This is a genomic window from Pseudomonas sp. SWRI92 (genome assembly GCF_014268685.1).
In the GTDB taxonomy this organism is placed as follows: Bacteria; Pseudomonadota; Gammaproteobacteria; order Pseudomonadales; family Pseudomonadaceae; genus Aquipseudomonas; species Aquipseudomonas marvdashtae.
Map to the genome: position 1 here is coordinate 250,611 of NZ_JABWQY010000006.1, position 12,925 is coordinate 263,535.

The following is a 12,925-nucleotide window of genomic DNA, read 5'->3' on the forward strand; positions in this document are numbered from 1 at the left end:
GCTGACCTAGACCAACACAACCGCAATCGCAGCGTTGAAAACGCCCATAGGAGCTTCGGATGAAACGGCTTTTCCTGGCATCACTGTTAGGCTCGACCATTGCCATGTGCACCGCCGCCATGGCCGCTGATACCGATCTGAAAACACTGGAAGCCGCTGCGAAAGCGGAAGGCGCCGTTAACAGCGTCGGCATGCCCGACGACTGGGCGAACTGGAAAGGCACCTGGGACGACCTGGCCAAGCTCTACGGTTTGAAACACATCGATACCGACATGAGCTCGGCCCAGGAAATTGCCAAGTTCGCCGCCGAAAAAGACAACGCCAGCGCCGATATCGGTGACGTCGGCGCGGCCTTCGGCCCGATCGCAGTCAAGCAAGGCGTGGTGCAACCCTACAAGCCAAGCACCTGGGAACAGATCCCTGACTGGGCCAAGGACAAGGACGGCAACTGGGCACTCGCCTACACCGGCACCATCGCCTTTATCGTCAATAAGAAATTGCTGCACGGCTCCGATGTACCGACCAAATGGGCCGATCTGAAAACCGGTAAATACAAGGTCTCGATTGGCGACGTGAGCACCGCCGCCCAGGCCGCCAACGGCGTTCTGGCAGCGGCCCTGGCCAACGGCGGCAACGAGAAAAATGTTCAACCGGCTTTGTTGATGTTCGCCGAGATCGCCAAGCAGGGACGCCTTTCCATGGCCAACCCGACCATCGCCACGATGGAGAAAGGTGAAGTCGAAGTCGGTGTGGTCTGGGATTTCAACGGCCTGAGCTACAAAGCCAAGATGGCCAACCCGGATGACTACGTCGTGCTGATTCCGTCCGACGGCTCGGTCATCTCCGGCTACACCACCATCATCAACAAATACGCCAAGCACCCGAACGCCGCCAAGCTGACCCGCGAATACATCTTCAGCGACGCAGGGCAGATCAACCTGGCCAAAGGCAACGCCCGCCCCATCCGCGCCGAGCACTTGAAACTGCCGGAAGAGGTCCAGGCCAAGCTGCTGCCGAACGAGCAGTACAAAGGCGTGACCCCGATCAAGGATGCGGACGCGTGGGAGAAGACTTCCAAGGCACTGCCGCAGGCGTGGAATGAACAAGTCATCGTCGAGATGAAGTGAGGCGCTAGCCCCCCCTCGGATATCCGCTGGGAATTCTCGTGGGAGCGGGCTTGCTCGCTTCCACCTGGACCCTTGGTCGTTCGAGTTTCCTGGTTCTTGTCCCGGAGTCGCGGTATCCATGAAGCACAACGTCATCCTGGTAGTGCTCGACGGCCTCAACTATGAAGTCGCCCGGCATGCCATGGGACATTTGCAGGCGTATGTTGGCGCAGGACGCGCGGCGCTCTACAAGTTGGAATGTGAACTACCCGCCCTGTCCCGCCCACACTACGAATTCATCCTCACCGGCGTCGTGCCCATCGACAGCGGAATCGTGCACAACAATGTCTCGCGCCTGTCCAATCAGCGAAGCATTTTTCATTACGCCACCGACGCCGGCTTGAGCACCGCAGCCGCTGCGTATCATTGGGTCAGTGAGCTCTACAACGCGTCACCGTTCATAGCCGGCCGGGACCGTCATACGGAAAACCCCGACCTGCCGATTCAATACGGGCATTTCTACTGGAATGACCACTACCCCGATTCCCATCTGTTCGCCGACGCCGAACACTTGCGCCAACGCTACCTGCCGGACTTCTTGCTGGTGCACCCGATGAACATCGACGATGCCGGCCACAAGCACGGCCTCGACACCCCGCAATACCGCAACAGTGCCCGCTCGGCCGACATCAACCTGGCGGTCTACCTGCAAGCCTGGCTCGACGCCGATTACCAGGTGTTGGTGACCTCGGACCATGGCATGAACAACGATCGCTCCCACAACGGCCTGCTGGCTGAGGAACGGGAGGTGCCCTTGTTCGTGCTCGGCGACGGCTTCAGCCTTGACCCCGATGCAGCGCCCCGGCAGACCGAGCTGTGCGGCACCATTTGCCAGTTGCTCGGCGTCAATCACGACAAACCTTATTGCCAGGAGTTGCTCAAGTGAACGCCATGACGCGCGGCAAATGGCTGGCAGCGTTGTGCCTGGTGCCCTTCGCGATTTTCTTCATCGTGTTCCAGATCGCCCCGCTGCTTTGGGTGCTGGTCAACAGCCTGCAATCGGAAGAGTTCGGCTGGGGCCTGGCCAATTTCAGCAAGATCTTCAGCTCAAAGTTTTACCGGCAGGCGATCCAGCACAGCCTGGAGATCAGCTTCTGGTCCAGCGTCTTCGGCATCATCATCGCCGTTCTCGGCAGCTACTCCCTGCGCCGTGTCGATTCGCGGCTACGCAACTTCGTCAACGCGTTCGCCAACATGACCAGCAACTTCGCCGGCGTGCCCCTGGCCTTCGCCTTCATCATTTTGCTGGGGTTCAACGGCAGCATCACGATCATGCTCAAGCAGGCGGGGATCATCGAGGATTTCAACCTGTACTCGAAAACCGGGCTGATCATTCTCTACACGTACTTCCAGATTCCCCTCGGCGTGCTGCTGCTCTACCCAGCCTTTGATGCGTTGCGCGAAGACTGGCGTGAATCCGCCGCCCTGCTCGGCGCCAACGGCTGGCAATTCTGGCGGCACATCGGCTTGCCGGTCCTGACCCCGGCGCTGCTGGGCACTTTCGTGATCCTGCTGGCCAACGCCCTCGGCGCCTACGCGACGGTCTATGCGCTGACCACTGGCAATTTCAACGTCCTGCCGATTCGCATCGCAGCCATGGTTTCCGGCGATATTTCCCTCGACCCGAACATGGCCAGCGCCTTGGCCGTAGTGTTGGTGGCGTTGATGACCCTGGTAACCATCGTCCATCAATTGCTGCTCAAGAGGAGCTACCATGTCTCGCGCTGAATCGAGCTCCGTCGGGCTCTATCATCGGGTGGTGGTGTACCTGCTGTTCGCCATCCTGCTGCTGCCCTTGGTCGGCACGCTGGTCTACTCCATCGCCAGCAGTTGGTCGGCCACTGTGTTGCCCAGCGGCTTCACCGTCAAATGGTACGTGCAGCTGTGGAGCGATCCGCGCTTTCTCAACGCGTTCGGCCAATCGCTGATCGTCTGCGTCGGCGCGCTGGTGCTCTCGGTGGTGCTGATCCTGCCGCTGCTGTTCGTGGTGCATTACCACTTTCCCAAGCTCGACGCGCTGATGAACATCCTCATCCTGCTGCCCTTCGCGGTGCCACCGGTGGTGTCCTCGGTGGGGTTGCTGCAACTCTATGGCTCCGGGCCACTGGCGATGGTCGGCACGCCGTGGATCCTGATCGGCTGCTACTTCACCGTTGCCCTGCCGTTCATGTACCGGGCAATCACCAACAACCTGCAAGCCATCAACCTGCGGGACTTGATGGACGCCGCCCAACTGCTCGGCGCCAGCACTTTCCAGGCGGCGTTGCTGGTGGTGCTGCCGAACCTGCGCAAGGGCTTGATGGTTGCGCTGTTGCTGTCCTTCTCGTTCCTGTTCGGCGAGTTCGTGTTCGCCAACATCCTCGTCGGCACCCGCTATGAAACCCTGCAGGTGTACCTGAACAACATGCGCAACAGCAGCGGCCACTTCACCAGTGCGCTGGTGATTTCCTACTTCTTCTTCGTACTGGTCCTGACCTGGGCGGCCAACATCTTGAACAAGGACAAAAGCCAATGAGCTACGTCAGCGTCCAACACCTGCAAAAAAGCTACGCGGGCACACCGGTGTTCAGCGACATCAATTGCGAAATCCACAAGGGCGAGTTCGTTACTCTCCTCGGACCTTCGGGCTGCGGCAAATCCACGCTGCTGCGCTGCATCGCCGGCCTGACCGCAGTGGACGCGGGCCAGATCCTGCTGGACGGCCAGGACATCGTGCCGCTGAGTCCGCAGAAGCGCGGGATAGGCATGGTCTTCCAGAGCTACGCCTTGTTCCCCAACATGACCGTGGAGCAGAACGTCGCTTTCGGCCTGCGCATGCAAAAGGTCGCCGCCGACGACAGTCGCCAGCGCGTGCTTGAGATTCTGCGCCTGGTGGAGCTGCATGATTTTGCCGCGCGCTACCCTCATCAACTGTCAGGCGGCCAATGCCAGCGCGTGGCCCTGGCCCGCTCGCTGGTCACCCGGCCACGGCTGTTGCTGCTGGATGAGCCGCTGTCGGCACTGGATGCGCGGATTCGCAAGCATCTGCGCGAACAGATCCGCCAGATCCAGCGCGAGTTGGGCCTGACGACGATTTTCGTCACACACGATCAGGAGGAAGCCCTGACCATGTCTGACCGGATATTCCTGATGAACCAGGGAAAGATCGTCCAAAGCGGCGATGCTGAAACCCTTTACACTGCGCCCGTCGATGCCTTTGCCGCCGGCTTCATCGGCAACTACAACCTGCTCGACGCCGACACCGCCACCCGCCTGCTGCAACGCCCGGTGAACAGCCGCATCGCGATTCGCCCGGAAGCCATCGAGCTGAGTCGCAACGGCCAGGCCGATGCACTGATCCGCAGCCACAGCCTGCTGGGCAACGTGATCCGTTACCGGGTCGAGGCCCGTGGCGTGGAATTGGTGGTGGATGTGCTCAACCGCTCGGCGGCGGACCTGCATCCCGACGGTGCACGGCTGGCACTTACCATCGATCCCTCGGCGCTGTGTGAGGTAGCCTGACGGCTCTATTGATTTTGAAGATGATTCTGAAAAGGGAAACGCGCTGATGGCCCTGGCAATATTTGATCTGGACGAAACCCTGATCCACGGCGACTGCGCCACCCTCTGGAGCGAACAGATGGGGCGCCTGGGCTGGGTCGACCCTGAGTCGTTCATGCGCCGCAACAACGAGCTTATGGACGCCTACAGCCACGGCAAGCTGCGCATGGAAGAGTACATGGACTTCAGCCTGGAACCGATGATCGGCCGCACGCCGGAAGAAATCGAGCATCTGGTGGCGCCGTGGGTTGAAGACTTCATCGAACCGATCATCTTCAGCGACGCCACCAAGGCCATCGCTGAACACCGCAAGGCCGGTGACCGAATCCTGGTGATCTCGGCCTCGGGCACGCACCTGGTCAAGCCGATTGCCGAACGCCTGGGCATCGACGAGATCCTGGCCATCGAGCTTGAAGTGGCCCACGGGGTGTACAGCGGAAAGACCGTAGGCACCCTGACCTACCGCGAAGGCAAGATCGCCCGACTGCTGGACTGGCTGGATGCCGAGGAAGAGAACCTGGAAGGCGCGAGTTTCTATTCCGATTCGCGCAATGACCTGCCGTTGTTGCTCAAGGTCGATTACCCGCACGTCGTGAACCCGGACCCGGTACTGAAGACCCATGCCGAATCGGCTGGGTGGCCGATTCATACTTGGAAATAGACAGGCGGGAAGAACACCCTGGCCACGGGGGCGATCCATACCGCTCCCACAGGTCTACGCAAAAATCAGCTCAGGCTCTCATCTATCACCAGCACCAATTTCCCAGACACCTGATTGGTCGCCAGCTCCGCGAACGCCGCTTCGGCATCCTTGATCGCAAACGTCCTGGCCAATTGCGGGCTCAGGCGTTTGTCGGCGAACAATGGCCATACGTTCTGGCCCAGGTCGCTGATCAGGTCGGCCTTGAATTGGTCGTTGCGACTGCGCAGGGTCGAGCCGAGCAATTGGATGCGCTTGCCCAGCACTTGGGCCAGGTCGAATTCGGTCGTGCGCCCGCCCATGAGCCCGATCAGCACCCAGCGCCCGTCAACTGACAAAAGTTTCACGTTGAGCGAGGCGTAGTTGGCGCCGACTGGATCGAGGATCACGTCGAACGGCCCGAAGTCGTTCAGGCTGTTGATGTCGTCGGTGCGCACCACGCCGCCCTGGGCGCCCAGCGCTACGCAATAGGCCAGCCGATCCGCCGAACCGACGCTGACCCAGCATGGGTTGCCGAAGGCTTTGCACAGCTGGATCGCGGCCGAACCGACACCACTGGCCCCGGCGTGCAACAGCACTTTCTCGCCCGGCGTGAGGCCGGCGAGCTGGAACAGATTCAACCAAGCGGTGCTGTAAACCTCCGGCAGTGCGGCGGCTTCGGCCATCGACAAGCCTTCGGGCACCGGCAGGACATGGCGGCCATCGACCACCACTTCCTCGGCCATTGCACCGCCGGCGAGCAATGCGCAAACCCGGTCGCCGACCTGCCAGGAAGAGCCTGGTCCGACCTCGCTGATCACCCCGGAACATTCCAGCCCCAGCACCTGGCTCGCGCCGGGTGGCGGGGGATAATGCCCGGCCTTTTGCAACAAATCCGCCCGATTCAGGCCAGCGGCCGCCACGCGGATGCGAACTTGCCCCGCATCACAGGCCGGACTCGGCTCATCTGCCCATACCACTTGGCCTTCAACGCCTTGCAATGCTTTCACGGTGCCTCCATAGTGAGTCTCGACTGGGCCCGCTGCTGTAACAACGCCGGGCTTTCTTGCATTATGCGCCCGGGCCACATGGAACCGGCGACTTCAAAGACGGCCTAATATGCGTGATCAATTGTCCCTGCGTCGAATCAGCATGAAGCACTTTTTTCCCAGCACTGCACTTGCCCTCCTCATTGGCCTTGGCGCTTCAACGCTTTCGAACCCTGTGTTCGCGGCCAACAGCTGGGACAAGCTTCAGCCCGATCGCGACGAGGTGATTGCCAGCCTTAACGTGGTTGAATTGCTCAAGCGGCATCACTACAGCAAGCCGCCACTTGATGACGCACGCTCCGTCATCATCTACGACAGCTATTTGAAGCTGCTTGATCCGTCGCGCAGTTATTTCCTGGCCAGCGACATCGCCGAATTCGACAAATGGAAAACCCAGTTCGACGACTTCCTCAAGAGCGGCGACCTGAACGCCGGGTTCACCATCTACAAGCGCTACCTGGACCGCGTGAAGGCGCGTCTGGACTACGCCTTGGCCGAGTTGAACAAAGGCGTCGACAAGATCGATTTCAATGCCAAGGAAACCTTGCTGGTCGACCGCAAGGACGCCCCTTGGCTCAAAAGCACAGCCGAACTCGATGATCTGTGGCGCAAGCGCGTCAAAGACGAGGTGCTGCGCATGAAGATCGCCGGCAAGGATCCCAAGCAGATCCAGGAAACCCTGACCAAGCGCTACAAGAACCAATTGGCTCGCCTGGACCAGACCCGTGCCGAAGATATCTTCCAGGCCTACATCAACACCTTCGCCATGTCCTACGACCCGCACACCAATTATCTGTCGCCGGATAACGCGGAGAACTTCGATATCAACATGAGCTTGTCCCTTGAAGGCATCGGCGCGGTGCTGCAGAGCGACAACGACCAGGTCAAGATCGTGCGCCTGGTGCCGGCGGGACCTGCCGACAAGACCAAGCAAGTCAGCCCGGCGGACAAGATCATTGGCGTCGCCCAGGGCAACAAGGAAATGGTCGATGTCGTCGGCTGGCGCCTGGACGAAGTGGTCAAGCTGATCCGCGGTCCGAAAGGCTCGGTGGTGCGCCTGGAAGTCATTCCGGCCAGCAATGCGCCGAACGACCAGACCAGCAAAGTCGTGTCCATCACCCGCGAAGCGGTGAAGCTGGAAGAACAGGCAGCGAAGAAGTCAGTCCTCAAACTGAAACAGGATGGCAAGGACTACAAGCTCGGCATCATCGAGATTCCCGCGTTCTACCTGGACTTCAAGGCTTTCCGCGCCGGAGATCCGGACTACAAGAGCACCACGCGCGACGTGAAGAAACTGCTGACCGAATTGCAGAAGGAAAAGGTCGACGGCGTGGTCATCGACTTGCGCAACAACGGCGGCGGCTCGCTGCAGGAAGCCACCGAGCTGACCAGCCTGTTCATTGACAAGGGCCCGACCGTGCTCGTGCGCAATGCCGATGGCCGGGTCGATGTCCTCGAAGATGAAAATCCTGGCGCGTTCTACAAGGGCCCGATGGCGTTGCTGGTCAATCGCCTCTCGGCCTCGGCCTCGGAGATTTTCGCCGGCGCCATGCAGGACTATCACCGGGCGCTGATCATCGGCGGCCAGACCTTCGGCAAAGGCACCGTGCAGACTATCCAGCCGCTGAACCATGGCGAACTGAAACTGACCCTGGCGAAGTTCTACCGCGTCTCCGGCCAGAGCACCCAGCACCAGGGCGTACTGCCTGACATCGATTACCCGTCGATCATCGACACCAAGGAAATCGGTGAAAGCGCCCTGCCCGAAGCCATGCCGTGGGACACCATCCGCCCTGCGATCAAGCCGGCCGTGGACCCGTTCAAACCGTTCCTGGCCCAGCTCAAATCCGAGCATGACGCCCGTTCGGCCCAGGACGCAGAGTTTGTATTCATTCGCGACAAGCTGGCCTTGGCACAAAAGCTGATGACCGAGAAAACCGTCACCCTCAACGAAACCGACCGCCGCGCACAGCACGCCGATATCGAAGCCAAGCAATTGGCGATGGAGAACCTACGCCGCAAGGCCAAGGGCGAAGAGCCGCTCAAAGAGCTGAAGAAAGAAGACGAAGACTTGATCACCGAACCGGAGAAGACCAAGCCGGAAGACGACGCCTACCTGAGCGAAACCGGGCGGATCCTGCTGGACTACCTGAAACTCAATACGGCGGTCGCCAAGCATTGAGATGATGGCCATTTAATGGTGATGCTCGTCGGAGTGTCATCAAACTGACATCAGTCTGTCGTGAAATACAGGACCGGGCGCACCCCAGCAGGGGTTGCGCCCAGTCCTTTTTTTATCGCCAGAGATCGCCATGACCACGACAGAACAGCTGGGTGCCTTGAACTCAATCCTGAGTCAAAGCGGATTGCACAGCCTGTTCCAACCGATCATTTGCCTCTCCGAACGACGTATCCTGGGCTACGAAGCCTTGACTCGTGGCCCGTCCAACAGCCCGTTGCATTCCCCCATCGCGTTATTGTCCGTGGCCCGCCAGGCCGGACGGCTGAGCGAGCTGGAGCTGGCCTGCCGACGCAGCGCCTGCCAACGCTTCAACGAGCAAAAGCTGCCCGGCAAACTATTCCTCAACGTTTCGCCCGAATCGCTGCTGGAATCGGCGCACCAGACCGGCCGCACGTTGCAGCTATTACAAGACTTCGGCATCCCGCCCAGCCAAGTCGTCATCGAATTGACCGAACAAACTCCCATCGATGATTTCCAGCTCTTGCAGACCGCCCTTCACCACTACCGCGCCATGGGCTTTTCCATCGCCCTGGATGACCTCGGCGCTGGGTATTCAAGCCTGCGTCTCTGGTCTGAACTGCGGCCGGATTATGTGAAGATCGACCGGCATTTCATCGACGGCATCCACCAGGACGCGCTCAAGCGCGAGTTCGTCGGCTCCATCCTTAAAATCGCCCAGGCGTCACGGGCCCAGGTGATTGCCGAGGGCATAGAACTGCCAGAAGAATTGGCGGTGTTGATTGAGATGGGGGTCGATCTGGTCCAAGGGTATCTGCTTGCCCGCCCCCAGGAACATCCCTCCCAGGACGCCAGGGCACTGATGCCCCGACAGGACAGCGGCGTGGCGCCACTGACCGAGGAAGTGAACGACCTCGGCGCCCTGCTCAACGAACAACCGGCCGTGGCGCACCGCACGCCGACGGCCACCGTACTGGAAGCGTTCCGGCGCCAGGCCAACCTCAACTCCCTGGCGGTGCTGGACGATCAGGGCCAACCCTGCGGCATCGTGCATCGTCATTCGCTCTCGGACGCCCTGCTCAAGCCCTTCGCCACCGACCTGTTCGCGCGTAAACCGATCAGTCGCCTGATGAGCGACGATTTCCTCGCGGTGGAATTGAGCCAGTCGCTGCAACAAGTCAGTCGCCTCATCACCAGCCGCGCCCGGCAGCGCATCGAAGAAGACTTCATCATCACCCTCAACGGCAGCTACATGGGATTGGGCCGGGTCATCGATGTGCTCAAGCTCATCACTGAACTGAAAATCCAACAGGCCCGCTACGCCAACCCGCTGACCTTGCTGCCGGGCAACGTACCAATCCAACAATGCCTCACGCGCCTGTTGCAGCAACGCCAGGAGTCGGTGATCTGCTACGTCGACATCGACAGCTTCAAACCTTTTAACGATATCTATGGCTATGGCCGCGGCGACGAGGTCCTGCTGTGCCTGGCCCAATGCCTGAACGAACGCATCGACCCCAGCCGCGACTTCGTCGGCCACATCGGCGGCGACGACTTCCTGCTGGTCCTCGGCCCGGACGACTGGCGCAAACGCCTGAACCTGCTGCTGAACGACTTCCAGACCCACTGCCGCCGCTTCTACCGGCCCGAGCATCTGGAGGCTGGGTGTTTTACCGCATTGAATCGGCAAGGGGTGCGGCAGGAGTTTGCGTTGCTGTCACTGTCGATTGGGGTGGTGCATTTGCGCGCCGAGGCCTGTGCTGGGTTGGATGCCAGTCAGCTGGCGGAACTGGCTTCCCAGGCGAAGCATCATGCGAAGGAGATTGCGGGGGGGAGTTTGTACTTGATTGATGGGGGGGTTGGGCGGGTGCCTGTCTTGGAACTGGGTTTGTCGGTGTGAAGGTGGATTAGCCGCCCGTTGATTCCCCGTGGCGAGGGAGCTTGCTCCCGCTGGGCTGCGTAGCGGCCCCTCTTTTGGACAACGTGGTGTGTCTGGTTAATTGCATAGGCTGTTTTTAGATTTAATAATCCACCCTAACTTAGTCAGCTTGCCTCGGCTCTATACTTCGTTAAAGAAGCCAGTAAAACCCGCATAAATCTGCGCTGATCTTCAACCTTCTGATCGAAGTATGTATCCAAGTTTAAAAAAACCCTATCAAAGCTGTCATCGCACCCTAAGAAATAAGCAAGAGTATCAATCAGCAAAATCTGCTCTTCTGAAGAGTGATACAAAAAATCCGGACGAATCAACAAGTCAAATAGCTGGCTCAATTCCTCGTCATCATTTACATTTTTTGAAGTTATTATTTCCTCACGCGCCAAATCATTAGTATTCTCAATACTAAAAACAAAAAGCAACCCCCAAATATAGTGCAAATTATACGGCTTTTTCATGTGCTCGGTCCTGTATAAGCTGTTTTAGGTAGGCCATTTGTATTAAGAATAACAATCGCCTTAGTTTGCTGGGTATACTCCAAACCGTCTCTTTTATAACCCTCGCCAATTACCCGCCCCATTTCAATTGGTTCTTTAGATTCGGCAATTCCTGCTCGCCTGAAAATCAATTGAGCTCGATAAATAGCATTGAGCTGATCACGATGACTAAGGAAACGAGTTGCGGCAGACGGAATAGCAGGTAGCCCTGCATTACTTCCGCTGTGATATACATCGATTTGCCCAGTGCCAGGATTTCGCCCTGTCGTAACGCGCTCCAACTGACCCTCCGTTGTAGTTTGGGCTCCATGTTTCTGTAGGAAATGCGCGCCTGGGATCGAGCGCTCCATCTCATCCAAACGCCGATAGGCATTCGCCTCCCCCAACTCATCAATCCGCGCCCGCCGCTGCTCCGCCGTCATCGGCAGCGCAGGCTCCCCCTCATCCACCCCAACCTTAGCCGCCGGATCCTGCTCTCCAACGGCAGGCTTTTTACACCCATCGCCCGGGCAAGTTTCCAACCCCAACGGATCCACCCACCCCGTCGGGTTCAGGGTGTACCGATACCCGTTGAGCCCTCCCCTGAGCTTGCTCGGATCCGCCGTCAGGTACCGCCCCGTCTCCGGATTGTAGTACCGGTGCCGGTTGTAATGCAGGCCGCTTTCCCGGTCGTGGTATTGCCCTTGGAAACGTAGGGGTTGATGTAGTCGGGGGCCGTCGCCGTGGCGCAGTTCGGTGAGTTTGCCGTAGCCGTTGTAGCGCGCCGCCCAAACCACTTCGCCTCGGTGGCTGGTCAGTTCCTGGGGCGTGCCGAGATGGTCGAGGTGGTAGTAGAACGGCGTGGCTTTTTCTGGGCCTTCGCCTTCGAGCAGGGCGAGGGGGCGGAAGGTGCCGGGTTCGTAGATGTAGCTTTGGTAGTGCTGGTCGCTGCTTTCGGCGATGACTTGGTCGCCTTGCCAGATAAATTCGCTGGTCTGGTCGTCCACGGTCTTGCTGATGCGTCGGCCGAAGGCGTCGTAGCGGTAGGACGTTTCGCTGCCGTCCGGGCTGGTGACGCTGATGAGGCGGTGTTGGCTGTCGTAGCGGTATTCGGTGACCAGGCATTGGGCCGTGCCGCGGCGTTCGCGGACGAGGTTGCCGTAGGCGTCGTAGTCGTAGTGGCGGTCGCCTTCCATCAATAGGCGGTTGCCCTTGAGGGTGGTCGGGCCGGGGCGATCCTGCATCAGCAGGTTGCCGGCCGGGTCGTGGGCGAAGCGTTCCGGGGCTTGGTTGTGGGCGTAGTCGATGCGCAGCAGGCGATCTTGCTTGTCGTATTGGTAGCTGCGGCGGTTTCGTGAGTCGGACAGCGCGGCGAGGTTGCCGCCCGCGTCGTAGGAATAGTCGCGCCAGAACAGCTGTTGCTGTTGGGTCTGCCACACGGTCTGGGCCTTGAGGCGGCCCTGTTCGTCGTAGCGGTAGTCGCTGAGCAGCCGGCCCTGCTGGCGTTGGGTTTCGCGTCCGCCTTTGAAACGGTGCTCGGTCAGGCACGTGTCGTTGAGGTCGATGGCGATCAGCGCGCCACCCGGGAGGTGGCGGTAGTCGAGGGTGCTGCGATCGGGCAGGCGGCAATGGATCAGCCGGCCCGCGCTGTCGTAGCGATAACGCAGGGTGGCCCAGCCCTGGTGTTCGGCGACGAGGCGGTCCTGGGCGTCGTATTCGTAGGCCAGCGGCCAGTGGCCGTCGTCGACGCTGACCAGGCGCCCGAGGGCGTCGTAGCGGTAATCGACGGTCGTGCCGTCGGGCAAGGTCTTGCGCAGCAGGCGTCCTGCAGAATCCCTTTGGTAAGCGGTGACCCGCTGGCTACCGTCGGCGCCGAATT

Annotated in this window: 11 protein-coding genes; 8 read left to right on the top strand and 3 right to left on the bottom strand. The window is 59.8% G+C overall.

Translation table 11 applies throughout. From position 1 onward, the window contains the following. Positions 1-59: 59 nt before the first annotated feature. The 6 genes from HU762_RS12980 (at position 60) to HU762_RS13005 (ending at position 5,367) form a co-directional block, all read left to right on the top strand. Positions 60-1,127, top strand: a complete 1,068-nt coding sequence (locus HU762_RS12980) for an extracellular solute-binding protein (RefSeq protein WP_186637366.1) — start codon at positions 60-62, stop codon at positions 1,125-1,127. Between the two features lie 118 nt (positions 1,128-1,245). Beyond that, positions 1,246-2,052 carry an alkaline phosphatase family protein gene (locus HU762_RS12985; RefSeq protein WP_186637369.1) on the top strand — a complete coding sequence of 269 codons (807 nt, stop codon included), beginning with the start codon at positions 1,246-1,248 and terminating at the stop codon, positions 2,050-2,052. Between the two features lie 5 nt (positions 2,053-2,057). After that, positions 2,058-2,894 (top strand): ABC transporter permease subunit, encoded by an 837-nt coding sequence (locus HU762_RS12990; protein WP_186637420.1) that lies wholly within the window; start codon positions 2,058-2,060, stop codon positions 2,892-2,894. Continuing rightward, entirely contained in the window at positions 2,881-3,681 is an 801-nt protein-coding gene (locus HU762_RS12995) for an ABC transporter permease (protein ID WP_186637372.1), read from the top strand. The genes HU762_RS12990 and HU762_RS12995 overlap by 14 nt, the downstream gene beginning before the upstream one ends. Beyond that, positions 3,678-4,667, top strand: coding sequence for an ABC transporter ATP-binding protein (locus HU762_RS13000; protein WP_186637375.1), 990 nt, complete (start codon positions 3,678-3,680; stop codon positions 4,665-4,667). Before HU762_RS12995 ends, HU762_RS13000 begins: the two co-directional genes overlap by 4 nt. A gap of 46 nt (positions 4,668-4,713) precedes the next feature. Then, positions 4,714-5,367: an HAD family hydrolase gene (locus HU762_RS13005; RefSeq protein WP_186637379.1), complete on the top strand. Its 654-nt coding sequence runs from the start codon at positions 4,714-4,716 to the stop codon at positions 5,365-5,367. Positions 5,368-5,432: 65 nt separating this feature from the next. On the opposite strand, the gene HU762_RS13010 is transcribed toward HU762_RS13005, so the two are convergent. Then, entirely contained in the window at positions 5,433-6,395 is a 963-nt protein-coding gene (locus HU762_RS13010) for a zinc-binding dehydrogenase (RefSeq protein ID WP_186637381.1), read from the bottom strand. Positions 6,396-6,537: 142 nt separating this feature from the next. Here HU762_RS13010 and HU762_RS13015 point away from each other — a divergent pair, with 142 nt between their 5' ends. Beyond that, on the top strand, positions 6,538-8,616 hold the full coding sequence (locus tag HU762_RS13015) for a carboxy terminal-processing peptidase (RefSeq protein WP_186637422.1): 2,079 nt from the start codon (positions 6,538-6,540) through the stop codon (positions 8,614-8,616). A gap of 130 nt (positions 8,617-8,746) precedes the next feature. Continuing rightward, complete coding sequence (locus HU762_RS13020) at positions 8,747-10,534, top strand: bifunctional diguanylate cyclase/phosphodiesterase (RefSeq protein WP_186637384.1); 1,788 nt, start codon at positions 8,747-8,749, stop codon at positions 10,532-10,534. A 143-nt stretch (positions 10,535-10,677) separates the two neighbouring features. Here HU762_RS13020 and HU762_RS13025 read toward each other — a convergent pair whose 3' ends face one another. Continuing rightward, complete coding sequence (locus HU762_RS13025) at positions 10,678-11,028, bottom strand: hypothetical protein (RefSeq protein ID WP_186637387.1); 351 nt, start codon at positions 11,026-11,028, stop codon at positions 10,678-10,680. Further along, a partial coding sequence (locus HU762_RS13030; RefSeq protein WP_186637390.1) for an RHS repeat-associated core domain-containing protein occupies positions 11,025-12,925 on the bottom strand: 1,901 nt, incomplete at its 5' end. The genes HU762_RS13030 and HU762_RS13025, both read right to left, overlap by 4 nt.